This window comes from Pseudomonas sp. JC1203, from assembly GCF_056175065.1.
Window position 1 is genome coordinate 92,643 of record NZ_JBWCAM010000004.1, and the last position, 24,644, is coordinate 117,286.

The window sequence follows — 24,644 nt, forward strand, 5'->3', positions numbered from 1 at the left end:
TGTGTGAGTGGGAAACCAACGTCAGTTGAGCTGACGTCGATCTACACAGCATTAGGGGGATGGCCGTTATGATAAGTTCAATGTTGGTGACGCTCAGGGTGTATCTGACAGGCTGCCTAGCGCTTTGCATCTAACCACTACGGCAGCGAGCGGCTACAGGTGCATCAGTGCGGTGACCGCATCGTGCAGGGCATCCACCGAAAAGGGCTTGCGCAAAAAAATCGAGCTGCAGGACAGAAGTTCATCAGGAATGACCGCCTGACCCGATATGATGATTACCGGCAAGGTCGGAAGGGTCTTCCAGACGTGTTGAGCTAGCTCCAGACCGTCATGGGCGCCCGGCATATGAACGTCAGTGACCACCAGCGACACCGGCTCGTCGCTCCCCAAATATGCCAACGCAGCATCCGCGCTTGAAAATTCCGTGCTATTGATGCCAAGCAGCGCTAACGCGCTGGTGATTACATCCCGCAGTATTTCGTCATCCTCGACCACAATTGCACAACCAGGCATCGAGTTGCTCCGCTCTGTTCTTATGACTTAGGAACCATAAAGCGCCTACGGTTTCAAAAGGCTGACGAAAGGTGTAACCCCGGCCCCCGGAGCGCTCCTGTCGGCGGTAGGGCTACAATCAGCGCCTACCTTGTATCCCCGTAGACCAGGCCAGAAAGATATGAGACTCAGCGATTTCATCATTACCGACATGGAGGAGATCCTGCAGGCCTGGGAAGATTTCGCCCGGTCTGTGGATACACTCCTGCCCGTGATGGATGCCAAGGGGCTGCGCAATCACGGAGAGTACATTCTGAAGACAGTTGCGGCGGATATGCGCACTACTCAGACCGTACAAGAGCAGATCGACAAAGCCCACGGTCAGGGGCCGACTTCTGCTGATGATTCCCCTGCGCAAACGCATGCGATGACCCGATTGCTCGCTGGGTTCTCGATGGATCAAATGGTCTCAGAGTACAGGGCTTTGAGGTCAAGCGTCTTGATGCTCTGGCTTGCAAAAGAGTCCGTCGGAAATGACCACCATCTGCAAGACATGATCAGATTTAATGAGTCCATCGACCAAGCTCTTGTGGAGTCTATCGCCACGTACGGGGCAGCAGTAGAGCACACCCGAAAAACGGTTCTCGCGGTTCTCGGGCACGATCTGCGCTCCCCACTAGGAGCAGTCCTCATGGCGAGTGACTTGTTGCGCAGGGCTGACTACCTCAAGGAACGGGAGTTGAAGCTTTCCTCACAGATTCACACCAGCGTCACGCGGGCAAACCATATGGTGAGCGATCTGCTCGATCTGGCGCGATGCAATCTCGGTGATGGCATACCCGTGCAACTGCAAACTTCAAATCTCAGTACCGTGTGTGACTCCATTGCTGACGAAATTACAGCCGAGTTTCCTATGGCCACGATTGAGGTTATGCACGAGTCGCAGGTCACTGGCGAATTTGATTCCCCCAGGATTGCTCAGGTTTTTTCCAATCTGATCGGCAATGCAGTACGGCACGGTGATCTGGCTCACCCCATTACGGTAAAACTAGGGGTGCGAGGAGATCGCGCCGAATTCAGCGTACACAACAGTGGCGAAGCCATTCCGCAAAGCGCGATACCTTACCTATTCAGTCCTCAGGGCAGATATTCTAGCTACGCTGCCGGCGAAAGGGGGACGTCAGCGGGCCTTGGCCTGGGACTGTTTATCGCGGCCCAAATTGTCGAGGCCCACAACGGCGTCATTAACGTCATTTCTTCAGATGAAGGCGGTACTCAATTCGAGGTATCGCTCCCTATTCATGGTAAACCACAACCAAGCTAGCCCCGCTGGCCGATTTAATGGTCGTGAGAATGAAGGCTTGGTCAGATCCGCCGAGGATAAACAAATTCGACAAGCGTGACCTTAGCCGACTCCCCTGAATTATCAGAAGTCCGGGGCTATGGCTTCAGGGCTTGAGCAGTCTCTGTGCATCTGCAGGCCCAGGTTCAACACGGGCACCGACCCCATTGGTGTCTTTTTCTCGATTGACCCGTTCATCATCTGTCAAACCTACAGAAGAATCGTCTGGTGTGTGCGCTGGGTCATTCCCCTGATCTATGTCCTTGGGGAGTTGGGCGCTCTCGGTAACGCGTTTCTTCATGTCATTCTCCTGTGAGATACGCATCCTGACCTCCGTGATTGGCTGAAGAGCATCAGGTTTCACCTATGGCTGCTAGACCCAAGAGGTCTTCTTCATGCTAGACATTCTCCAACCAGGAGTGACGGGCTGAAATCAAAAGCGGCTCCTACCTTCGACTAGCCAATACCTTGGCGGGGATGACTGGGTAAATCATTAGGCAGCAGAGTTCCGACACCGAAGACATGCAGAGCCACAGATACTTGGAGCCCCCTCCGGGCAAGCTTCGAGTCAATCTCGAACCCAATCAGTGCCTTCCTCATCCAGGTAGGAAGTTGCGCATCACTGCGTAGATCAATCGCTTTAAGTTCCATCATCGCCCCTCAATAAAATCCCGTACCCCAGCAGGTAGGTACGGGATGTAGCTCAGGCGTCTTTACCCTGAACAAGGCCGGAGCCCAGATCAGCACCTGTCACTGGGTTGGTAGTTGGGTCAGAGGCGGTGCGTAGCTTCATGGCCTCAACCAGGTCGAGATCTGCCGGCGATAAGGTTACCGACGCTAGGCCATCACCACCGTCGACGGCGGGCTCTGGATTCTCAACGTACTCCCACTCGGCACCTTCATTCCATGGGCCCCGCACATTTGGCTCGCCGGACATGTTGAAGTATTTGTTGGTGAACTCAGGCATGCCCGGGAGCTTGCCTTGCGGGAAATTCGGCTGGATTGCGTGCAACGCTTTTTCGAAAGAGAGCTGATGCGCGATCTCACGGGTCATAAGAAAGCCCAACGCCTCTTTCACGCCTGGATCGTCCGTGACGTTCATGAGGCGCTCGTAGACGATCTTGGCGCGTGCCTCCGCCGCGATGTTTGATCGGAAGTCGGCAGTCGGCTCCCCTATGGTATCGATGTATGCCGCAGTCCATGGCACCCCTGCGGAATTGACCAAGGGTGCCCCTGCTCCATAGAGAAGGCTGGTGATGTGCGAGTCATTGCCAGCGCCGTTGATGGCTCGGTACAGCTCACCTTCTTCCTCGACACCTTCAGCCAACTGGCCCTTCGCGCCTTTATTGAGCATGACGATGATGGAACCAACGATTTCGAGGTGGCTGAGCTCCTCGGTTGCAATGTCCATCAAAAGATCTTTACGTCCTGGATCATCCTCTGCCAGGGCTTGGGTGAAGTAACGCCCAGCGGCAGCGAGTACACCTTGGGCGCCGCCGAATTGTTCAAGGAGCAAGTTGGCAAGGCCAGGATTTGGCGCAGCCACCCGCACGGTGTACTGGAGACGCTTGTTGTGTAAAAACATTTTATTTCCTCAGGCTCGTTTTTTATAAGCATCACTAAGATCGTAAACGGGAATCGGATACGACGGTGCCCTAATAATGAGAGGGTGGCGCTGAAGAAATAAGTCGATTCAATTTAGAGATGATAGACAGAAGGTAGCTTCTAAATGGTTCAAGTTCATTTACAAAATATTCGCTCAAGCTCAAATGTCCGCTGCACCGTAATTAAGGAATCACAACTACCTGCGCAGTGACGTCATGTACTCCAATATAGCCACTCATCAACATTTAAAAGTCGGCGAGACCGGCAAGCGCTTAAACAGGTGAGCCCCACATGACACGCTGGTGGGTTGAGGCATCCATGCCCTATGAGGGCGCGAGAGCCTCTACCATGCCGCTTTAATAGGACGGCTCGCTCGGCGTGGGGGTATGGCCCCAAAATCCCTTCGCAGCTCTCCCACGAGCTCAGAGATAGCCCGGCTTGACCTCAATGTCGCCACATCGATTCCGCCCACTACTAGGTTAGCGCCGGTGGAGGGGTCGATGATTTCAATGGTCAGCTCGTTGGCCGAAGATGATGTGCAACGGCATTCAAGCGGCAAAAAACCTGATTCGATGACGTGGCGTAACTCAAGCAAAGAAATGGACATGACAAACTCCTTCTTATGTAAGCGGTCGACCCAGAGCGCTCGTCTTAATTCAACCTAATTCAACTTTCAGCCAGACGCGATAATGCACGCGGCTCCGTGCCCCCTGGAGGCCTCATCTTGAAATGTGGAGCTCTGGAGATGAAATCGCACTAAACTCAAGCGCGCCGGGAAATGCATTCAGACCCTTGCGGTAGGACATACCTCTGACCCCCCTTGAGCTTTCGGTGTAATCAGGCGGTTTATCCCACGAGGCCGACTTCTAAAATTTTTAAGCGTTAATAGGGTTTTGCGACCGCAAGGAAGAGCTGCTTCGCTATGATTTCTCAGCCTATAAATAACTGGTGGCTTGAACACCTCAACCATCGACTCACCGGCTGTCAGATTCTGCTCAGTGTCTCCCGTCAGACCGCTCAAACTTCTTTGAATTAATCCTGCAGGATCTGCCTCTCACCTACATACCAAGAAACTTGTGTAGGCCCCTTTATGACTTCTCTGCGAAATGTCACTGACGGACTGACTGCCATGCTGCCTACGGGATCATCCGATCCTGCTTCGATTTACCACTCGCTTTTGCAGGAGCCTCAGGGTGCGGATCCAGACCGGCTACGTTCGTTCCTGCAGGAGCAGCTGAAGCTTGCGCGAGAATTTCCTGATTCGCTGCCCGGTAACCTTAGTGACCTGCTTCCATGGATTGAGACAAACGCCAGCCATGTCGCGGCTTCGTATCGTGAATATTTGGACGGGCGACGCGCAGGCGGTAGCAGGAAATTCTTCAGCAACAAGGCCCACGCTCTTTACTTCCTGCAGCATGTGGCCCCCACCAAGCTAGTCGACGGTGCATGGCTATATAGCGCAGTGTGGCACGCTAATGACTGGCGCTATCGAGACCTCATTCGCACGTATCTGGAGGAACTGGGGGACGGCGAACCCGCACTGAACCACGTGGTGCTCTATCGCAAACTGTTGGCCGATCATGATTGTGCCCCCACTGAAATGCTCACTCAGGAGCATTATGTTCAAGGCGCCATTCAGCTAGCACTGGGGCATCTGGGCGATGAGTATCTGCCTGAGCTGCTGGGCTACAACATGGGCTACGAGCAGCTGCCACTGCACCTGTTGATCACCGCATTTGAGCTGAATGAGCTTGGTGTAGATCCCTACTATTTCACGCTGCACGTCACCATCGACAACGCCAGCTCCGGCCATGCACACAAAGCCGTGAAAACGGTACTGGATCTGCTCCCTACTGACGAGTCCCGTCCGGATTTCATCGCGCGACTTCGCAACGGTTACCTGCTCAACGAGTTAGGCAAAGGCACCAAAGCCGTTATTGCCGGCTTCGATCTTGAACAGGAAGTGGTGGCCATGCTTGAGCGCAAGCGCTCGTTTGGACAGCACATGCATTCCGATTACTGTCGGCTAGACGGCATGACAGTCAATGAGTGGCTGGCCCAGCCAGGGCAATGCCGAGCCTTTCTCGCCGCGCTCGAAAACAAGGGCTGGATCAGGCGGAATCAAGACCCTGCTGGCAGTCGTTTCTGGCAGCTGATCGATGGGCCCGGCGCTGTAATGTTCGGGGTATTCAGCGGCTACGAGATGCAGTTGCTGCGAGACTGGATCGCTGGGGCTTGGCACGATGGTAGCGGCGCTAAACCAGCCAACCCCTTCCGGTCACAGTTTCGTAATCGCCCTAGAGCGGACGCTGTTGCCAGTGCCCCGGGCTCACAGAGCAACCCTTCATCGGCGCGGTTAATCGATCTGCTGTCACCTGCCCACCACTGTACCCCCGAAGGTTTAAACGCCACCCGAGCCTATGCTCGCCAACTTGCCGAAGGATCGTTAGCGCTATGACTCAGTCAAGAGCACCCGCAACCTCAAATGATGTCGCTGCGCTGGAAGATCAGACCCAGGACGTAGCGCTGCTACATTTAGGCCGACGCCTACAGGCCGATGCTTATCAGTTTACGACCGTGACGCCCTTGACCCACCAACGAAATAACCAACGCGAGCAGAATCGCCAGGCCCAGGACTTGCGGGATATTTTCGGCTGGAATCGCCCATTTGAAACACAGCTGATGCCCGATGCCGAACTCAAGGTATTGCTGAACAGTGGTGTGGTCAGAGCCCATGCAGGGCTGTGGATCAGTGACGTCAGATGGTCGAGTCTGCATGACCTGCTCCTTGTTCATTCGGGCTTCCCGACCGTAGCCCACGACTCGGTATTCTTCGGCCCTGACACCTATCGCTTTGCTCAAGCCATTGAAGAACATCTGCGCACCTCTATGCATCCTGTGCGCACTGCGGTGGACATAGGTTGTGGCAGCGGAGCTGGCGCAATCCTCATCGCCAGAGCCAGACCTCAGGCTCAGGTGGTGGCTCTGGATATCAATCCTACAGCGCTGAGATTCACTACCGTGAATGCGGCACTGGCGGAAACGGACAATGTGTCGGCGTGGCACAGCGATCTCCTCGACAGTGCTTCGGGAGAGTTCGATCTCATTGTCGCTAACCCGCCGTATATGCAGGACACCCAGAAACGGGCTTATCGGCATGGCGGAGATCGATTGGGATCGGCTCTTTCTATCCGAATCGTCGAGCAGGCAATAAATCGCCTGACGCCTGGCGGCAGCCTTGTGCTGTACACCGGCGCACCATTGGTTGCTGGAGTCGATCTTTTTCTGGAGTACGCCAGGCCGATTGTAGATGCGCCTGGCTTTAGCTGGTCGTATCGCGAAATTGACCCTGACGTCTTCGGTGAAGAGCTCGAGACTGACAATTACGCACAGGCAGAACGCATTGCGGCGGTGGTTCTGACAGTGACCAAAGCGCAATCCTGAAGCCACATCGATGCGCTGGGCAGGGTGTTGGGGTGACAGCCCCTACAGCGCATCAGGCTTTACCTAATGCCGGTCAACTCGACTGGGGATACTCAGTTGACACCCCGTTGTTGGCATCTACATCGGACGTATCCTCCTCCAGTGCAGCTTCGTCATCAGACTCCAAAGGGATCTCCCCCTCGTTGGGCTCTAGATCGTCACCTCCGGGTGCAGGGTTTGGAATGACATCAGGCCTGCCGGGCTCTAGCGGTTCAATAGAGTCGACAGCGTTTTCGGTACCGCCCGGGATGCCTGTTGAATTACTCATAAACACCTCACATGGCCACGAAAGGTTCGCGGCCTACTGACTTCGAATCATCTCCCGCACCAGCGTTCGATTAGATTCTCGAACGGTCGCTCTCGGGTGATAAATCGCGAACTCCTTCCCCTGCAAGCCCTCACATGAATAGGTTCGGACTGTTCGAAGGTACGCGAAGGTGGAAGAGCTGAAGATCGCCACATACAACGTCAACGGCATCGGCGCTCGTTTGCCCAACCTGTTGCAGTGGCTTGAGCGCGAGCAGCCTGACATTGTCTGCCTTCAGGAACTCAAGGCACCGGACAAAGCATTCCCGGCACGAGACCTTGAGGCCGCAGGCTACGGCTCGCTGCACCTCGGCCAGACCTCTTGGAACGGCGTTGCCATTCTGGCGCGGGACTCAGAGCCATTGCTGATCCACAAGGGCTTGCCAGGTGAGGAAGCCGATACCCAGGCGCGGTACATCGAGGCAGCGGCCCATGGCGTCATTGTCGCCTGTCTGTACCTGCCCAACGGCAACCCTCAGCCCGGCCCGAAATTCGACTACAAGCTCCGTTGGTTCGAACACCTGATCGAGCATGCGAAATCATTGCAGGCCAGTGAACACCCAGTCGTGTTGGCCGGGGATTTCAATGTGGTGCCAACTGACGAGGACATCTACAACCCCCGCTCATGGCTCAAGGACGCCCTGCTTCAGCCCGAGAGTCGCGAATGCTACCACCGGCTGCTGGCTCAAGGCTGGATCGACTCGGTCAGGCACCTGTATCCGGACGAGCGCGTCTACACGTTCTGGGATTACTTTCGTCAGCACTGGCAGAAAAACTCTGGCCTGCGCATCGACCACCTCCTCCTGAACCCTGTACTGGCGCCACGTCTGCAAGATGCGGGTGTTGACGCCTGGGTGCGCGGCGAAGAGCACGCGAGCGATCACGCACCCACCTGGATTCGCATCGGGGATGCGCAACAGAAGCCGGAAAAGAAAACCCGGAAGAAAAGCCAACCCGCTGCCTCGCCGCCAGCTCACAGCGAAACTCATTCGAGCCTTGAAGAGTACAACCGCAAACGTGATTTCAACGCCACGTCTGAGCCTTCTGGCGCAAGCAACAACAACAAACGCGACTCAAAAAAGGTTCCAGATCAGGCTTTGCAATTCTGTATTCAGAAGCATGACGCGAGCCGGCTTCATTATGACTTTCGGCTGGAACTGGGTGGCACCCTGAAAAGCTGGGCCGTCCCCAAAGGCCCCTCTCTCGATCCCAAAGCCAAACGCCTGGCCGTTCAGGTTGAAGACCACCCCATCGATTACGCGACGTTCGAGGGCAGTATCCCCGAGGGCCACTATGGTGCCGGCGATGTCATCGTCTGGGATCGGGGGATCTGGAAACCCCTGTCCGATCCCGCAGAAGCCTACGCCAAGGGACGACTGAAGTTCGAATTGCAGGGCGAGAAACTGGGGGGATTGTGGAATCTGGTTAAAACCCAGATCCCCGGCAAGCAGGAGCAATGGTTCCTGATCAAACATCAAGATGAGTACGCCAAGCCCGAATCAGAATATGACATCGGCAAGGATCAGCCTGACAGCGTGCTGAGCGAACGCACAATCGTGCCCAAAAAACGCGGCGGCAAATCTGCCGAACCTAAACCCGTGGAAAAAGAGCCGGCACCTAAGAAAAAGCCGGCTAAGGCCAAGCTTGAAGGAGCGCAGGCATCAGATCTTCCTGTCAGCATCAAACCGGAGCTGGCGACATTGGTCGAGTCGGCTCCCGACGGTGACTGGCGCTACGAAATCAAGTTCGACGGTTATCGTGTCATGGCCCGCGTGGATAATGGGAAAGTGCAGTTATACACACGCAACGGGCATGACTGGACGCATAAGCTCCCGCGCCAGGCGGAAGCTCTCGCCAGCCTCGGGGTAGCCTCCGCCTGGCTAGATGGTGAAATGGTAGTGGCCAATGAGGACGGCGTCCCTGACTTCCAGGCGCTGCAGAATGCCTTCGAGTTCGAACGCAGTGGGAACATCGTCTACTACCTGTTCGACATGCCGTACCTCAATGGTATGGATCTGCGCCAAGTGCCTGTCGAGCAACGGCGTACGGCCCTGGCCAAAGTGCTGGAAGCCAGCGAGGATGAGGTACTCAAGTTCTCCGAGGACTTTGGTGAGGCGCCCGACGCCCTCCTCAACAGTGCCTGCCAGATGAAGATGGAAGGCCTGATCGGTAAGCGCGTGGGCAGCGCTTATGTATCGCGGCGCAGTGGCGACTGGATCAAGCTTAAGTGCAAGCGCAGGCAGGAATTCGTGGTTGTCGGCTACACCGACCCAAAGGGCGCGCGAAGCAAATTTGGCGCTCTGATGCTCGGGCTGCATGACGCTGATAGCGGCGAGCTACGATACGCTGGCAAGGTCGGTACAGGCTTCAACGAAGCGACGTTAAACACGATCTTCCATCAGCTTGTCCCGTTGCAAGTGAAGAACGCGACAGTGGTCAATCCCCCAACCGGCTTCGAAGCCAAGGGCGCGCACTGGCTCAAACCTCAGTTGCTGGCTGAAGTCGCTTTTGCCGAAATTACCAAAGATGGCTCGGTCAGACACGCGGTGTTTCACGGCTTGCGTACGGACAAACCGGCTAATTCGATCACGGAAGAACGCCCTGCTCCGCCGTCGGACGTCGAGAAGCCCACCGCGTCCAGAGTCAGACGAGCCAAAAGCGCCAAAGCTGCCACAACCGAACAGTCAGAATCGGCACCACTGGCGACATCAGGAAAGATCCGCCTGACCCACCCCGAGCGCGTCATTGACCCCACCAGTGGATCGACCAAGCGGGATTTGGCGGATTACTACATCAGTATCTCTGATTGGCTGCTGCCGCAGCTGGCTCAGCGCCCCGTGGCGCTGGTCAGGGCACCTGAAGGCATCGCAGGGGAGCTTTTTTTCCAGAAAAATGCCGACCGACTCGCGATTCCGGGCATCGAGACCATGGGCAAGGAGTACACCGGTCACCCAGTGATGTTGATCAATAACCTTGAAGCGCTGATCGGGGCCGTGCAAATGAGCGCAATGGAGCTGCACACATGGAATGCGGTCTCCAAAGACCTCGAGCGCCCCGACCGTTTCGTGCTCGACCTTGACCCCGATCCTGCGCTGCCGTGGAAAAGCATGGTCGAGGCCACGCAATTGATCTTGGCGGTGCTAGATGAACTGGGGCTCAAATCATTCCTCAAGACCAGCGGCGGTAAAGGCATTCACCTGGTCGTGCCGCTCACACCTAAGGGCGACTGGGAGGCCGTAAAGGGATTCAGCCATGCCATCGTCAAACACATCGCCAACCTCCTGCCTGATCGCTTCTCAGCCGTCTCAGGCCCCAAAAACCGGGTGGGGCGTATCTTCATCGACTACCTGCGAAATGGCCTGGGTGCCACGACGATCAGCGCGTACTCCGTTCGCACGCGTGAAGGGCTACCGGTGTCTGTGCCGATTTTCCGCGAGGAGCTGCTTGAGATCAAAGGCGCGAATACCTGGAACATTCACAACCTTCATGAACGCCTGGGTCAGCTAGACAATGACCCATGGGCCGATTTGCCGTTGACCCGGCAAATCATCACCGCCGAAATGCGTAGGCGGGTTGGAATCAAATAACGGGATCATCCGAGGAGAACGTCATGGACAACTACCACATCACCAAAACCGATAAAGGCTGGGCACTCACGAAGCAAGGCGCTGACCGCGCATCTAAAACCGCCTCGACCAAAGCCGAGATCACCTCGCTCGCCAGTGAGTTTTTGGAAGGCAAAACCGCCTCACTGAAGATCCACAAAGAAGATGGCACGATCCAAGAGGAACGCACCTACCCAAGATCAGCCGACCCGGCCAAGACAAAAGGATAGGCCTATCCCACGGACTCGGCGCCAAGTCAGGAAACCAAGGCAGGAGTGTTGACGCTCTGCCTCGGCACCTGAGGGCTCAACAATCATGGTAGATGCCCGCGACTACTCATTGAGGCCACCGATCCTCAACAACCGCTGCATGAGCAACGCGTTGCCGAGCGCGGCATCGCGAGCAGTATTGTCGAAAATACACCAGGTCGGCACGTCCTCCGGCATCGCTTGAATTCTCTGCGCGAGGTTTTCAAGCCAAGGCGTGTCATAAGCGCTGTAGTAAATCTTCGGGGCTCCGTGCAGGCGCCAGTAGCGGACTCCCGGCCAGCCACTAGGCTGCGCGCCATTACTCAACCTGACAGGATCAGCCGCCACTTGTCCTATGTGTTGCTCGACCAGTAACTGGTGGGCGTTCACCCAGGACTCATGACGCGGCTCGATCACTACGTGCCCTAGAAAGCGAGCTCTCAGCAAGTCGAAGAAGTGGCCTGCGACCCGGGCATCGAATGAGAGGGAGGGGGGAAGTTGGATCAGCAGACAGCCAAGGAGGCTGCCCAACTCAGTGACCTCTGACAGGAAGTTATCCAGCAGCTGGGAACAGTCCACAAGCCGGCCCTCGTGGGTGATCGACTTGGGCATTTTCACTGAGAAACGGAAATCGCTGCCTACCGATGAGGCCCACTTCGCGTAAGTTGCAGGTCTGTGTGGGCGATTGAAGGAGCTGTTGATCTCAGTAGCGCCCAGCCGAAGCGCATAACGTTTCAGATGCGTACCTTCGCCTTCAAACTCAGGCGCGAATTCCCGTGCGACCCTCCAGCCAGCGCATCCTACGTAAACCTCGAGGGCTTTCAAAAGAGTACCTGTTGCGCGTCGCGCATAAATATCTCAACGGTCTTGGGGCCAATGCCTTCGAATTCTTTCAGTCTTGACTCAAACTCAGATCGGTCTTTGCTCGCCTCGAGAATATTCAGCACTTTCCCACCGTAGTCGTGCTTCAAACGCTCGCTCAACTTGAGCAGCCGGTCGGCTGTAGATTCGTCATAACGCGTGTAACGGGCCTCTCCCAGCATCTTCACCAATTGGCCGTGTGTGCATGCCGCAAGCTTGGTGGGAGTGTCACGATGGTGTTTCTCGACGATGATCCTGTAAGCCTGAGCGGCAACCTCACCTCGAATTCTCTTCCCCATCAAAAAACTTGCTATCAGCCACTTGAACAGCGCCTCCTCGGCTGCGCTGGCAAGGTCGATATTCAGCTCTGCGGCACCTATGACTAGCATCTTGTTCCCCACGGCAATAGAGCTTGGTTCTGCACGAGACGCCATGCGCCCCAGTTGATCGCATAGCTCGATGCAGCGGATGGCAGGGGCTCGCATTCTTTGCCCAGCGCTATAACCACCTGCGGGGGCCGTAACGGCCACCGTCCCAACTGGAGTGATCCAGGATGGCTCCCAGCACAGGCCTCGATGTGCACACACCAATCTCTAGCCATAGCCAATTGAGCCGCAACGTAGTTCAACCAGGGCACCCGATCCTCACCCGCTGTGCCCGTTTCGGCGAGCAATATCGGTCGCAGGTAACGCTGACGTACCTCCTTCAGCATCTCGGCAACGGGACGAAAAAAGAGGATGCCCCCTTAGCACCAATAAATAATTGACCGACCTTGGGCTGAGCTGTTCGAGTTATGTTCATTTGAAACGACGAACAGTCTTAAATGAGCGGTTTCAACAGGCGGCTGATTTTTCTCGCAGGCCGCGTTATCCAAAGGTATGAACTTAATAGACGCCCCATAGCTCCCCTCTTTAGAGGCCACACTAAAACAGCGGAGAAAAACACTATGCGAGCTCTCACCTATCACGGTGCCCATGACGTCAAGGTCGACACCGTTCCAGACCCCACCCTTCAGGACGCTGACGACATCATTCTACGAGTGACCGCAACAGCCATCTGCGGCTCAGATTTGCACCTGTACAGAGGAAAGATTCCCCAGACCGAGCACGGTGATATCTTCGGCCATGAATTTATGGGCATTGTAGAAGAGGTCGGTTCCGGTGTGACCGCCGTCACCAAAGGCGACCGGGTCGTGATCCCTTTCGTAATCGCCTGCGGCAGTTGTTTCTTTTGTCAGCTTGACCAGTTTGCTGCCTGTGAAACCACAAACACGGGGCGCGGAGCCATCCTTAACAAAAAGGCCATCCCACCAGGCGCGGCTCTCTTTGGTTTCAGCCATTTGTATGGCGGTATTCCGGGTGGACAGGCTGAGTATGTGCGCGTCCCGAAAGCCAACACCGGGCCGTTCAAGGTTCCAGGCACATTGGCAGATGAGAAGGTGCTATTTCTCTCTGACATCCTGCCCACCGCCTATCAAGCGGTAACCAACACCGGCATAGGTCAAGGCTCCAGCATCGCCATCTACGGCGCTGGCCCGGTCGGCCTGCTTTGCGCAGCGGTTGCCCGCATGCTGGGGGCCGAGCGCATCTTCATGGTCGACCACCACCCCTACCGGCTCGCTTACGCGCAGCAAACCTATAACGTGATCCCTATCAATTTCGATGAAGACGACGACCCTGCTGACACGATCATCCAGCAAACTCCAGGCATGCGCGGGGTCGACGGTGTGGTAGACGCAGTCGGCTTTGAAGCCAAGGGCAGCACTACTGAAACCATACTGGCCACCCTGAAACTCGAAGGCAGCAGCGGTAAGGCGCTACGACAATGCATTGCGGCAGTAAGGCGCGGTGGCACCGTCAGCGTGCCGGGCGTCTACTCCGGCTTCATTCATGGCTTCCTGTTTGGAGATGCGTTCGATAAAGGGCTGACATTCAAGATGGGCCAGACCCACGTCCAGCGCTTTCTGCCAGATCTGCTTGAGCACATTGAACTGGGGCACATTTCCCCTGAAGCGATCATCACCCACAGGATGTCCCTAGAGCAGGCAGCTGAAGGCTACAAGATTTTCGACAAGAAGCAGGAAGATTGCCGCAAGGTCATCCTTACGCCAGGCAGGAACGACGTTGTGCTTCCGGAAACGGATCCCTCGGCTGTGACACCCGCCATCTAATCAGGTTATTGAGGTGTGAAATGGATCTGACATTTGTCTGGATTGTAGCCGCTGCAGTTGTCCTACTGGTCGACCTATTGGCCATTGCCAGCATTTGGCGTACTACAAAATCACCAGGTACCAAAGTCGGATGGGTCGTGCTTATCCTAGCGTTGCCCGTGCTCGGCGTAGCTATTTGGGGAATCGCGGGGCCACGGGGCATCGCCGAGCCACCGACATCCAAGGAGCACAGCAAAGGGTGATCTGGGCTAACGCTTGTATGTTCATCCGGAGCTGCAAGCGATTCTCGGCAAGGTTTACGATTGCACTCTCGCCGTACGAAGCACCTGCGCCTACTGCCTCCGAAATCGACTGGATCATTCTGGGCGTTCGTTTCCAAGTCTCTAGAAGCACACACAGGTGACTGAAAAAGGCTGGCTGCCTGCCCCCTTCCTTCGCGGCCTACGCATTGTTAGCTAGCTTTACACCTGCTTGCTTTCACAGTCTGCCGCACGTTCCCCTGCACGCTTTATCTCATGAAAGCGCGTGTCATTTTCCGAACACCACCTACGCTTGGGGCACGTCATGCACTACTTCCTCTCGGAAGTGCAGGCACTCCAGGGGAGAAGGCAGTCATGCGTCAACCAGGTTCATGCTTCAATGCTTGGGAGGATCGACGGATCTACGCTGTTATTCACGGTGAAACACTGGACGACGGCACCGAAATCGATATCCGGGCCAGGATCGCACGCAATGGTGCGACCGAAATGTTCCTGAGTGTCTATGAGGGTGGCGGACGGATGCTGGCCGAGGAAAGCTATGCCGACCTACCTGGTGCTTCTGTCGGCAAAGCACTCGCCATGGGGGCTCAACGTGCACGTGAGATCGCCGTGAACTCAGCGCCACAAACCTGCATTACTGACTTGGAGTAAAAGGCGCCCCATGACAGCAATCGAAATGCTTCAAAAACTGATGGTCGCTCAGGTCAAAGCCCACCATGCCCTTGGAGCAGCAATCGAGGAGCTGGCGATTTGGGCAGAAGCAAACGGCGGTAACGAAGCAGCGTCGAATGTACGTGACGCGCTTGAGGGGCTTGATGAGTCTTCCGCTCTCATCGGATCATGCCTTGAGATCCTCGGAAAAGAACCCCAGAAGTAAACTGGTAGAGCAGGGTACTAAACTGTAGTTGCCCCTTACTTGCAGTAAACCGTCCAGAGCTCATTCAGACGCGTTGTATAGCTCTGGCTCATCATCTCTCGCTTCATTGCCCACGCAGGATCTACAGGGACGCATGCCAGGCGCATTGTGCCCCTGCCCCACCGACCATTCACGGCATCAAGCACGCCCATCAACTTCTCACTTGTCGCAGGTTGTGAGGTGGCAAATAGATCGCCGGTGGTCTCCCCCCTCTGGCTTAGATCAAGCAGCAGCACTTCGGCTTTGCTGTATCTGAAGCCTTCCCGGTATACACGTTCCACGCCTTCCAGTGCTGCTTTCGTTAAGAGGCGAGTGTCGTCTGTAGGATATGGCAGTTTCACCAAAACGCCTTGGGCGTACTTCGCCTCACCCGGATTGAACATGCCCGTTCGAACGCTGACCCGCAGCCTTTTGCAGAGGGAGCTTTGAGCCCGGAGCTTCTCCGCAGCGCGAGCCACGTATGTTGCGACTGCTTCCCTGATCGGAGCAAGCTCGGTGAGACGAGCCCCGAACATCCGACTGCAGCAAATCTCTTTTTTTGGTGATTCAAGCTCATCGAGATCAAGGCAAGCGGTGCCGGCAAGCTCACGAGCAGTTTTCTCCACGACGACGCTGAACTTCTTCCTGAGCATCCAGGCGTCTGCCTGAGAAAGCTCCCAGGCCGTCTTGATACCCATAACATCAAGGTGTGCTGAGAGGCGCCTGCCGATACCCCATACGTCTCCGGCCTCGCATTTTTTCAAAACCCAATCGCGCTTTACTTGATCGCGGAGGTCGACGACCCCACCAGTCTGACTCTGCCATCTCTTGGCGGCATAGTTGCCAAGCTTTGCCAGAGTCTTCGTCGATGCGATCCCCACCCCAACGGGTATGCCTGTCCGGCGATAGACTTCTGCTCGAATCTGCCGGCCAAGTATCTCAAGGTCACCGGGCATCCCGGTGAGATCCACGAACGCCTCATCAATGCTGTACACCTCTGCATCTGGCACCATCGACTCAATGACCGTCATGACGCGCTCGCTCATGTCGCCGTACAACTCGTAATTTGACGAGCATGCAACAATGCCATGTTTACGAAGCTTGTCCTTGATCAGAAAATACGGCTCACCCATTTTGATAAAAGCCTTCGCATCCGCGCTCCTGGCGATGACGCACCCATCATTGTTGCTGAGAACAACCACAGGCTTGTTGCGCAGATCGAGGCGGAAGACTCGTTCGCAGCTCGCGTAAAAGCTATTGCAGTCGATCAGGGCAAATACCCGCTCAGGCTTTGTCATGACTTCGCACGCTGTAGGTAACGACGCCCCAGACCTGTAGCTCTTCCCCTTCCAGCAGATAGCGCGACGGGTACCGAGGATTCTCTGACTTCAAGACGACCTGAGTGCCATCGCGCGCCAAGCGTTTGCATAGTGGCTCGCAATTCACAGCTGCAATCACGATGTGACCAGGTTCCGCTTCTATGGAGCGATCCACGATCACGAGGTCTCCCGGGAAGATGCCGGCGCCAATCATGCTGTCCCCCTCCACACGCACCAGATAGATGTGAGGAGCTCGAACATCGAGCAGTTCGTCCAAGGAGATGCGTTTTTCCATATGGTCTGCGGCGGGCGATGGAAAACCTGCAGGTACTTGAAAGGAAAAAAGGGGTAGCTGAACACCGCCTTGCGCTAGCGGGCCGAGGATCGTAAACATGACGATAACGCCTAATACTGTATATCCAAACAGTTAAGCCTTTTAGTCACCTCAGGTCAACGGCGCTGTATGTGCTCAGGACGACCGGCTCCTGCGATACCTCAACGTACAAAAACTTACTTTGCCGTAATTGTCCCCAAATTAGAATCAGTCATTCCATGATCTGCCAGATTGTCCCACATATCCACCTTCCGTAAAGTAGCCCCCATACCGCAGCCACTCACCACAACGAGCAGGCCGGAAGCGAAATCACACACCCTCATCTCTCGATTCAAACGGACTGAACCATGACTACTTCCTACAAGCGCCTGGACAAGAACGACGCCGTACTGCTGCTGATCGACCACCAGGCCGGCTTGATCTCCCTGGTGCAGGATTTCTCGCCCAACGAGTTCAAGAACAACGTGCTGGCCCTGGCCGACTGCGGCAAGTTCTTCGACCTGCCGACCATCCTCACCACCAGCTTCGAACAAGGCCCCAACGGCCCGCTGGTGCCGGAACTCAAAGAGATGTTCCCCGAGGCCCCGTACATCGCCCGCCCTGGCCAGATCAACGCTTGGGACAACGAAGACTTCGTCAAGGCGATCAAGGCCACCGGCCGCAAGCAACTGATCATCGCCGGCGTGGTCACCGACGTGTGCGTGACTTTCCCGACCCTGAGCGCACTGGCCGAAGGCTTTGATGTGTTCGTGGTAACCGACGCCTCCGGCACCTTCAACACCACCGTGCAGCAAGCCGCCTGGGCGCGCATGAGCGCCGCCGGTGCACAACTGATGAATTGGTTCTCGGTAGCCTGTGAACTGCACCGCGACTGGCGCAACGACATTGAAGGCCTGGGCAACCTGCTGTCCCAGCGCATTCCCAACTACCGCAACCTGATGAACAGCTACGCCGCCGCAGCCAAGTAATCCACGCGTTCGACCTACCCACAGCCGATGCCCCGGGAGGGGCATCGCTACCCCAGACAGAAGAGAGACTCATCATGCAAAAGGTTACCCCCCTGTATATCGCCGAAGCCACGTCCACTGGCGGCCGTGACGGTCGCTCGCGTACCAGCGATGGCAAACTGGAACTTAAACTCAGCACGCCCAAGGAACTGGGCGGCGCAGGCGGAGAAGGTACAAACCCCGAGCAACTGTTCGCGTCGGGCTACTCGGCCTGCTTTATCGGCGCGTTGAAGTTCGTGGCGGGACAGGAGAAGAAGGCGCTGCCAGCCGACACCTCGATAACAGCCAACGTCGGCATTGGCCAAATACCGGGTGGCTTCGGGCTGGACATTGATCTGCACATCAACCTGCCGGGGCTTGGCCAGGCTGAGGCAGAAGCCTTGGTCGAAAAGGCACACCAGGTGTGCCCGTATTCCAACGCGACCCGTGGCAATGTAGACGTTCGACTGCACGTTGCCGTCTAGCTCCAAAGTTACTGCAGTTCTCGGTGACGTTGTGGGCAGTCAAGGCTCCCCTAATCCGAGGCAAGGGCAGAGGGTAGTGAACACAGTGGAGGTCGCTCTGCCCTCGGCAGCTTCGATACTGATTACTGAAATACCAGCCCGGTTGATACACGATCAAGCCATCACGGCTTACCAGTGCCCTTGGCCAGAGCGCTAGGTGGGCACGGCCCACATCACCAGCCCACTCCCACCTGCAGTTAACGAGTGAACCCGAGCTCTGTCTAAGACTACGATCCGTCCGGGGTCTAGATGCTCTGGCTGCAGTGCTTTCCTCTGAGAGAGTCAGAATGCCTTGGCGAATTCGGAGATCAGATTTTTCATTTGGGCAGAGGTTTCAGGCCAACGCCGAAATCGATCCAACCATCCGTCCTATCCTGAGTAGGCCTCACTGGTTCATCCGGCAGCCTGAGATTCTGATCACTCAGCGCTCTTGAAAGCGCTTGGGCGGCAGCATGCACGCCAGGAGGATCATTTGGGGCCACTTCAAGTTGTATCCCCCGAGGCTCAACATCGTATTCGATGAACGCTACGCCTGTGCTTGTGCTGGACTCCACGACTACCCACCCTGCACGTCGGAATACTTCGATGAAGTCGATGGCGTATTCATTCCCTTCTGTGTTGTGAGGCGAGAGAACTCGAATTTTTTGACCGTGGAAGGGCGCTAGGTCTACAGCTAGCTTGGTCTTTTGATCAGATGTGAGACGACGTGGTGAGAGACGCTCCTCAATCAAAAGCCGAGCAGCACGCTCCTCTTCCACTCGGGCCTGCAATTTGAGGTTTTCAGTTTCTATACTCGCCGTCAGCGCCCTAGCGTCTGCAGCATCTGACTTTGCTTTCGCAGTCATCAACTCATTTGCAGAGATCCTTTCGTCAGCGTATCTCTCTCGGACACCTGTCGCCCATATGGCCGTCACGGTCGCCGTTACCGTCATCAGACCACCGAGGACGAGGAACACATTGGCCCAGTTGAGGATGGCGTCGGCAATCGGCAGAGAGATGTGAAACAAGCCTTTCAAAGGTGATGAATCACTCATCACTGCTCCTCGTTTTGTGGGTCGCGTCCGCTATCTGTTCTAGTCGTGTATTCCAGTACCTGCAAGGACGAAGTGGGCTCGGGCCGCGCGTGGTAGCCCACCTGCAGAGGCCCAATGATAGCGACCGAGATATTTGCCTCATTGGCCGACTCCGCAAAGAGCACAAATGTACTCCCATGCAATTTAGCCCTATCCTCAAAACTCCAAAGGGCGTGTCCGCAGCCACAGTCTTTAACGCTTCTACGATGTGATGAGTCAGCTCGACAAAGCCCTACGCGTAATCGAACTCAAACAGTTTCGAGCCCGTGGCCCTCGGATGTCCGCTGTTCCTACAGTCAATGACGCTGCTGCCCCCGGCTGGGTTAAGCCCTTGCGGTTTTCGATATCAGCAAATGCGCTGGAACCATCCTTCGCTGGCACTTCTCTCATCAATACACTCGCCTCGTGAAGGATCGGCTCTATGCGCGCCAAGACCTCTTTCATCTTTGACCTCGATGGCACTTTGACCGACAGCGTTTACCAAAACGTCGCCGCCTGGAAGGAGGCTGTCGATGCCGAGGGTATCCCCCTAGCCATGTGGCGCATTCACCGCAAAATTGGGATGAGCGGCGGCCTAATGCTCCAGGCCTTATGCCGTGAAACTGGTATGAAACTGAGTGAAGAGCAGGCGGACAGACTAAGCAAGCTGCACGGTGAAGCGTACGAAAGATTGCAGGGCCAAATCATTGCATTACCTGGCGCTACAGATCTGCTACGAAAATTGGATGAGGAAAACTTGTCTTGGTGTATCGCTACCAGCGGCGAAATGGCCACAGCTGAAATCAACCTCAAGGTGCTCGGTCTCGATAGCAGTAGGATTAATCTCGTCACGCGAGACGATGTTAAGCAGGGGAAACCCGACCCCAGCCTTTTCCTGGCTGCTGCCGATAAATTAGGGGTACCTATCGAGGAATGCCTGGTCGTCGGTGACGCCATTTGGGACATGCTTGCGGCTCGGCGAGCCAAGGCTACCGGTATCGGCCTGCTCTCCGGGGGATACGATGTCAGTGAGCTCGAGCGTGCCGGCGCACTACGTGTGTATGACGACCCCCTAGATCTTCTAAACCACCTGGATGAGGTAGCAACATTTGGCTAAGCGAGGCAGTAGGTGGCTTGAACACTCAACAGCTTGGAATCGGGCCTCTCGGCTGGGTCGCCAGCGTTATCGATGGCATGGCAATCGCCATTTCACTTTGTCGCAAAACAGGTGAGCACAAGACAGATCAATAATGATTAGAGCGCGCTGCTGCATCTCGGCGCCGTCTACCTAGCCCCGGCACTCCTCGGAGTGAAGCAGTGCCCCCCATTATTATCCAACCACCCGCCACGTCCCATCTGGTTCAGTGCAACGTTTGAGGCTGCAATTGCAGAGCGGCCTCGCTTACGAGCATTGCCTTATCCTTGGAAATATTCGAGTCCGCCTTCCCTAAACTTTGTGCAAGGCGGAGCACGCTCTGCATCAACATCTGCAGCTCGTCATCGGAGATAATATCCAGTGCATCGCGGAGATCGGGGTGCTGCGCAATCAGCAGGCTGCGGTACTCCCTGATCGAGTCATCCATGGCGGCATCCTCCTTTGCATTACGAAGAATTTTAGTCTGCTCTTTTGGAGTAAGTAGTCCGCTCATCGGCAGCATGAGCCAACCTGAGGATGTCATTGCGCCCTCCCCAGCCGTCCGGCTTCGGAGAATCGAGGCTTGCACTCACTGGCTTGAAGACTCACCCCCCCGCAGATGCAAGCGGAGCGCAGACGTGAGGGTGGAAGCCCGTGAGGGCCAAAACGCATCGCGGCTTGGTTCACGACAACCGTCCGCGCAGCGGCACGCATTAGATTAACGCTGCGCAGCGGTACGTACCCTCCTACACCCCCGCCGCTTTCTTCAAAACCTCGAAAGCAAGCTTTGGCCCCATGCTCTTCGCCAAACGAAAAACCTTCACCAACCAGGGCATATCATCCTCGAGATAAGGCAAATGCAGATTCGCGCCCGTCTTAACCTCGAAGTGCTGGTAGAGGTGCGCCAAGAGGCCCATGGAATGATCAGCGTCCTTCCCCAGACTATGGAAAGCGACGTAATCAACGACTGCAGTAGTCGCCATGACAGACCCCAGCACCTCAGTGGCTCTGTTCGGATCACCCTGCCACCAGACGATCAACATCGCATCCTCTGCCTCCCTGTCGTCCTCAGGATGAGGGAGGATCAAAGTCCCGTCCCGAAGCGATCTGGCTGCACGGAAGCCGAGCATTTCCTCGGACTGATAAAGCGGACTGAGACTTGCGATGAAACTAACGATTGGCTGTCCTGGATATGGCATGTGTGTGGCCTCCTTAGGCCTGGCTAAACGGCGAACCAAGCTCGGTGGGACGGGGGATGAGCTACTCCTACCAAAACTTTTGCCGCCTTGAGGGCAACATTTTGGTCTGCCTAGCCGGCTTCTCGTGAGCAAGACCCTCAACCGTGCGGAGCGTCGGCCAACCCATACTTGCACCTGCACAACCCGCTTCTATGATGATTCGGTGTATTGCCTAACAGGACGTCATACACCGCATGAATCTCCGGGCCCTTGGCGACAAGCTTCAACGCTATCGTATTCAGCTTCAGCGCTCCGTTGACGAAGTCGCAGCTTTCACCGCGATCAACGTTGAACGCCTGAGTAGTATTGAGAAAGGCGAGTTGGAGCCTACTGGAGACGAGGTACTCATCCTCGCTGACTACTATCGATGCGATTTCAAGTTTTTCATCTCAAACGAGCAGGTCGCCCCGTTTGAGCAAACCGAGACGCTATACCGGGCGCATGGCCGTGAGTTCTCGAAGGAGGATCGCTCTGCCATTCAAGAATTTCTATACCTCTGCGAGACCGAAGAGTTTTTAACCCAAGAGCTCCGTGGTGCTCCCAGCACCTTTGCATACACTCCGCAAGGCAGCTATTTCATTGGTCACGCAGAAGGCGCGGCAAGGGCGTTTCGCCAGCAGATGGGTCATACAGACAGAGAGGTTCCCCGCGACATCTACTCCGAGTTTCGCTCAGTAGGCGTGCATGTTTTCAGACGAAAGCTGGCAAACTCCAAAATCTCAGGCCTCTTCGTGATGCACCCTGTCGCGGGTAAATGCATTTTGGTCAACTACACCGAGGATGTTTACCGGCAGCGGTTCAGTGCAGCACACGAGATGGCCCACTGTATTTTTGATAGTGACCAAGGGGCTAGCGTGACTATGCCGGGGGACAAGGATATGAGGGAGGTACGGGCAAACAAGTTTGCCTCCTGCTACCTGATGCCTCCCGAAACGATTCGCTTGCTTCCCGCCCCAGCTACCTGGTCTGAAGGAGATGCCCAAGATTGGGCAAACAAGTTCCGAGTGAGTTGTGACGCATTGGGAATCGCTTTGAAGGCTGCAATGCGCGCTGATCTTGAAACCAGTCGGCGTATCCGGGGATACCGGGTAACTCGGCAAGCCAAGATAGACCCTGAACTTCCAGAGAGCCTCACCGCCCAACAGCGATCCAGGAAAGAGGCGTTACTCGAGCGAGGATTGTCCGATCACTACGTGAGGCTGTGCCTGGATGCGCACAGCCAAGGCATCATAAGCCTGGGCAGGCTAGCCGAAGCTCTCCTTTGCAGCTACGGCGAACTGACGGCACTTGCTTTTCTATATGGAAGGACAATACATGGCTATTGATCCATCGAAATTCCACAAGATCAATGTTGCCGACACCTGTTCGGTTTGGAACATTTTGTCTTCGCGCCGACTGTATGCTGCGACTCAGGAGGCAAGCTGTGAGTTTTGCATGACGGGGTTTGTCCTATACGAATGCTTGGTCAAGCCTCGCACCTCCCCTACTGCAGCCGACCTAGAATTGAGGGAGCGTCTCAAGCAAGAGCAATCCAGGGGTAAATTTGCGTCGCACTCCTGCAGCATTGACGATCTTCAGGCCATTGCAAACCTTGAAAGCCGAAAAAAACTGGGTAAAGGCGAGCTGTCGTCAATCGCATTCGCAAGCAGAATTCGTCAAGCATTCATCACCGATGATCGCAAAGCCAGAGCACTCTCAGAAAGCGTTGCTCAAGCGATAACACAGACAACTCCTCACATGCATTCTTGGCTCATTTTCAACAATGTCCTGACAGATGCAGATCACGATGTGGTTCTATCTCAACACATAGAGATGGGCGGTTCGCTCGCTACCCATCTAGTGACAGCCTATGGCATGGCGCTACAGTGTCGGCTGAATCTACATGCCGCCAACAGGATTACTGATGCTGACGCGGGGCATTGAAAAGGCATGTAGGCCGCAGTGATGGACGCACTGCCAACGCTCGTCTTGGACTCGCCCCCATGTCGATATTGACCTCAAGTGCGTCTCGTACGAGCAATACATAACAGGAAAGGCTGCCATCAACTGCCCCATCCTGGACATCCCCGGAGAACGTTTGATGGGGCGATTAGGCCTCTTTAGCCAAGGCATCCCCCAGCTCCATCCAATACTGCTTAAGCGCGCCAACGTATTCACGGATGTGTGCGGCATTAACAAAGATGTCCTCTCCAAGCAAAGGCGTGTAGACACGTCCAGATATAGGCCATCCGTTGGCCCGCCCGCCTATTTCGAACAGATGAGGAGCTATTTGCAATAATTCTTCGCTGCTTTTGCCTTCTCCATGCTTGATCGAGTTCGCCAAGTGCCGGACTCTTCAAGCTTCGGCCAACAGGCAAATTTCCTGATGTCCACATTGACGAGCCCGAGCCGTTTGCGTACTTCATCGTGCGTATAGAGTTTCCTGTTGTCTTTCTCTCGCCATCCCAGCAGCTCTTGGCGCAGAAACAGCATCACCTGCTGTTCATACAAGTGGTACAGGAAGAGCGCGCAACAATTCAAAAGCCCTTGCTCCATGCCCTTGAGCCCCATGTAGTGGGACACAGACGCGTCTCTGACGGCCTCGGCTATGTCACCTTCATCCTGGTAGTCGCTGTCGTACGGCTGGCTCATAGCGTCCTCCCACAGATCGTTCTCAAGCTTTTCGCTTTCCGCCTCGATTGAGAGAAACGTTGGCTGAAGTCTCAGCAGGAACACGTCTTCAACCCTTTGAATCGCTGGGATGAAGTCGTCGCGAAAGCGCTGAAACCAGAGGTGGGAGTTGTGCATAG

Annotated in this window: 26 protein-coding genes; 14 read left to right on the forward strand and 12 right to left on the reverse strand. The window is 55.6% G+C overall.

What is annotated here, in order from left to right:
• Positions 1–153 precede the first annotated feature (153 nt).
• A complete protein-coding gene (locus AC0SZ7_RS07880; RefSeq protein ID WP_475503864.1) occupies positions 154–513 on the reverse strand; it encodes a response regulator in 360 nt (119 codons plus the stop codon).
• A gap of 160 nt (positions 514–673) precedes the next feature.
• Between AC0SZ7_RS07880 and AC0SZ7_RS07885 the strand changes: the two genes are divergently transcribed.
• Positions 674–1,816, forward strand: coding sequence for a sensor histidine kinase (locus AC0SZ7_RS07885; RefSeq protein ID WP_475503865.1), 1,143 nt, complete (start codon positions 674–676; stop codon positions 1,814–1,816).
• A gap of 124 nt (positions 1,817–1,940) precedes the next feature.
• Here AC0SZ7_RS07885 and AC0SZ7_RS07890 read toward each other — a convergent pair whose 3' ends face one another.
• The 3 genes from AC0SZ7_RS07890 to AC0SZ7_RS07900 all read right to left on the reverse strand — a co-directional run bounded on the left by AC0SZ7_RS07890 (position 1,941) and on the right by AC0SZ7_RS07900 (position 4,046).
• Positions 1,941–2,135 (reverse strand): hypothetical protein, encoded by a 195-nt coding sequence (locus AC0SZ7_RS07890; protein WP_475503866.1) that lies wholly within the window; start codon positions 2,133–2,135, stop codon positions 1,941–1,943.
• 402 nt (positions 2,136–2,537) lie between these two features.
• Positions 2,538–3,419 (reverse strand): manganese catalase family protein, encoded by an 882-nt coding sequence (locus AC0SZ7_RS07895; protein ID WP_475503867.1) that lies wholly within the window; start codon positions 3,417–3,419, stop codon positions 2,538–2,540.
• A 363-nt stretch (positions 3,420–3,782) separates the two neighbouring features.
• Entirely contained in the window at positions 3,783–4,046 is a 264-nt protein-coding gene (locus AC0SZ7_RS07900) for a DUF1652 domain-containing protein (RefSeq protein WP_475503868.1), read from the reverse strand.
• Positions 4,047–4,529: 483 nt separating this feature from the next.
• On the opposite strand from AC0SZ7_RS07900, the gene AC0SZ7_RS07905 reads away from it, so the two are divergent.
• The 4 genes from AC0SZ7_RS07905 (at position 4,530) to AC0SZ7_RS07920 (ending at position 11,063) form a co-directional block, all read left to right on the forward strand.
• Positions 4,530–5,897, forward strand: a complete 1,368-nt coding sequence (locus AC0SZ7_RS07905; protein ID WP_475503869.1) for an iron-containing redox enzyme family protein — start codon at positions 4,530–4,532, stop codon at positions 5,895–5,897.
• Positions 5,894–6,883: a methyltransferase gene (locus tag AC0SZ7_RS07910; protein WP_475503870.1), complete on the forward strand. Its 990-nt coding sequence runs from the start codon at positions 5,894–5,896 to the stop codon at positions 6,881–6,883. The genes AC0SZ7_RS07905 and AC0SZ7_RS07910 overlap by 4 nt, the downstream gene beginning before the upstream one ends.
• Positions 6,884–7,359: 476 nt before the next feature.
• Entirely contained in the window at positions 7,360–10,815 is a 3,456-nt protein-coding gene (gene ligD / locus AC0SZ7_RS07915) for a DNA ligase D (protein ID WP_475503871.1), read from the forward strand.
• Between the two features lie 23 nt (positions 10,816–10,838).
• Entirely contained in the window at positions 10,839–11,063 is a 225-nt protein-coding gene (locus AC0SZ7_RS07920; RefSeq protein WP_400783831.1) for a DUF2188 domain-containing protein, read from the forward strand.
• A 102-nt stretch (positions 11,064–11,165) separates the two neighbouring features.
• On the opposite strand, the gene AC0SZ7_RS07925 is transcribed toward AC0SZ7_RS07920, so the two are convergent.
• Together AC0SZ7_RS07925 and AC0SZ7_RS07930 are read right to left on the reverse strand one after the other, a co-directional pair.
• Complete coding sequence (locus AC0SZ7_RS07925; protein ID WP_475503872.1) at positions 11,166–11,906, reverse strand: DUF72 domain-containing protein; 741 nt, start codon at positions 11,904–11,906, stop codon at positions 11,166–11,168.
• Positions 11,903–12,331: an HhH-GDP family DNA glycosylase gene (locus AC0SZ7_RS07930; protein ID WP_475503873.1), complete on the reverse strand. Its 429-nt coding sequence runs from the start codon at positions 12,329–12,331 to the stop codon at positions 11,903–11,905. Before AC0SZ7_RS07930 ends, AC0SZ7_RS07925 begins: the two co-directional genes overlap by 4 nt.
• A 557-nt stretch (positions 12,332–12,888) precedes the next feature.
• Here AC0SZ7_RS07930 and AC0SZ7_RS07935 point away from each other — a divergent pair.
• From AC0SZ7_RS07935 to AC0SZ7_RS07950, 4 genes are all read left to right on the forward strand, one after another.
• Positions 12,889–14,112, forward strand: coding sequence for a zinc-dependent alcohol dehydrogenase (locus AC0SZ7_RS07935; RefSeq protein WP_475503874.1), 1,224 nt, complete (start codon positions 12,889–12,891; stop codon positions 14,110–14,112).
• Positions 14,113–14,132: 20 nt separating this feature from the next.
• Positions 14,133–14,354, forward strand: a complete 222-nt coding sequence (locus AC0SZ7_RS07940) for a PLD nuclease N-terminal domain-containing protein (RefSeq protein ID WP_475503875.1) — start codon at positions 14,133–14,135, stop codon at positions 14,352–14,354.
• 372 nt (positions 14,355–14,726) lie between these two features.
• A complete protein-coding gene (locus AC0SZ7_RS07945; RefSeq protein WP_475503876.1) occupies positions 14,727–15,023 on the forward strand; it encodes a hypothetical protein in 297 nt (98 codons plus the stop codon).
• 10 nt (positions 15,024–15,033) lie between these two features.
• Positions 15,034–15,249 (forward strand): hypothetical protein, encoded by a 216-nt coding sequence (locus AC0SZ7_RS07950; RefSeq protein ID WP_475503877.1) that lies wholly within the window; start codon positions 15,034–15,036, stop codon positions 15,247–15,249.
• Positions 15,250–15,284: 35 nt separating this feature from the next.
• Here AC0SZ7_RS07950 and umuC read toward each other — a convergent pair whose 3' ends face one another.
• Together umuC and AC0SZ7_RS07960 are read right to left on the reverse strand one after the other, a co-directional pair.
• On the reverse strand, positions 15,285–16,565 hold the full coding sequence (gene umuC, locus AC0SZ7_RS07955; protein WP_475503878.1) for a translesion error-prone DNA polymerase V subunit UmuC: 1,281 nt from the start codon (positions 16,563–16,565) through the stop codon (positions 15,285–15,287).
• Complete coding sequence (locus AC0SZ7_RS07960; RefSeq protein WP_475503879.1) at positions 16,552–16,980, reverse strand: LexA family protein; 429 nt, start codon at positions 16,978–16,980, stop codon at positions 16,552–16,554. The genes umuC and AC0SZ7_RS07960 overlap by 14 nt, the downstream gene beginning before the upstream one ends.
• 287 nt (positions 16,981–17,267) lie before the next feature.
• Here AC0SZ7_RS07960 and ycaC point away from each other — a divergent pair, with 287 nt between their 5' ends.
• A complete protein-coding gene (gene ycaC / locus AC0SZ7_RS07965; protein WP_475503880.1) occupies positions 17,268–17,888 on the forward strand; it encodes an isochorismate family cysteine hydrolase YcaC in 621 nt (206 codons plus the stop codon).
• 74 nt (positions 17,889–17,962) lie between these two features.
• Positions 17,963–18,391, forward strand: coding sequence for an organic hydroperoxide resistance protein (locus tag AC0SZ7_RS07970; RefSeq protein WP_475503881.1), 429 nt, complete (start codon positions 17,963–17,965; stop codon positions 18,389–18,391).
• 356 nt (positions 18,392–18,747) lie between these two features.
• Here AC0SZ7_RS07970 and AC0SZ7_RS07975 read toward each other — a convergent pair whose 3' ends face one another.
• Positions 18,748–19,464, reverse strand: coding sequence for a hypothetical protein (locus AC0SZ7_RS07975; protein ID WP_475503882.1), 717 nt, complete (start codon positions 19,462–19,464; stop codon positions 18,748–18,750).
• A gap of 460 nt (positions 19,465–19,924) precedes the next feature.
• Between AC0SZ7_RS07975 and AC0SZ7_RS07980 the strand changes: the two genes are divergently transcribed.
• Entirely contained in the window at positions 19,925–20,599 is a 675-nt protein-coding gene (locus AC0SZ7_RS07980; RefSeq protein WP_475503883.1) for an HAD family hydrolase, read from the forward strand.
• 244 nt (positions 20,600–20,843) lie between these two features.
• On the opposite strand, the gene AC0SZ7_RS07985 is transcribed toward AC0SZ7_RS07980, so the two are convergent.
• On the reverse strand, positions 20,844–21,161 hold the full coding sequence (locus AC0SZ7_RS07985; RefSeq protein WP_475503884.1) for a hypothetical protein: 318 nt from the start codon (positions 21,159–21,161) through the stop codon (positions 20,844–20,846).
• A gap of 202 nt (positions 21,162–21,363) precedes the next feature.
• Positions 21,364–21,816 carry a hypothetical protein gene (locus AC0SZ7_RS07990; protein WP_475503885.1) on the reverse strand — a complete coding sequence of 151 codons (453 nt, stop codon included), beginning with the start codon at positions 21,814–21,816 and terminating at the stop codon, positions 21,364–21,366.
• A 233-nt stretch (positions 21,817–22,049) separates the two neighbouring features.
• On the opposite strand from AC0SZ7_RS07990, the gene AC0SZ7_RS07995 reads away from it, so the two are divergent.
• Positions 22,050–23,180, forward strand: a complete 1,131-nt coding sequence (locus AC0SZ7_RS07995; protein ID WP_475503886.1) for a helix-turn-helix domain-containing protein — start codon at positions 22,050–22,052, stop codon at positions 23,178–23,180.
• Positions 23,170–23,778, forward strand: coding sequence for a hypothetical protein (locus AC0SZ7_RS08000; protein ID WP_475503887.1), 609 nt, complete (start codon positions 23,170–23,172; stop codon positions 23,776–23,778). Before AC0SZ7_RS07995 ends, AC0SZ7_RS08000 begins: the two co-directional genes overlap by 11 nt.
• Before the next feature lie 342 nt (positions 23,779–24,120).
• Here the strand turns inward: AC0SZ7_RS08000 and AC0SZ7_RS08005 are convergent, their stop codons facing one another.
• Positions 24,121–24,642: a hypothetical protein gene (locus tag AC0SZ7_RS08005; protein WP_475503888.1), complete on the reverse strand. Its 522-nt coding sequence runs from the start codon at positions 24,640–24,642 to the stop codon at positions 24,121–24,123.
• Positions 24,643–24,644: the final 2 nt, after the last annotated feature.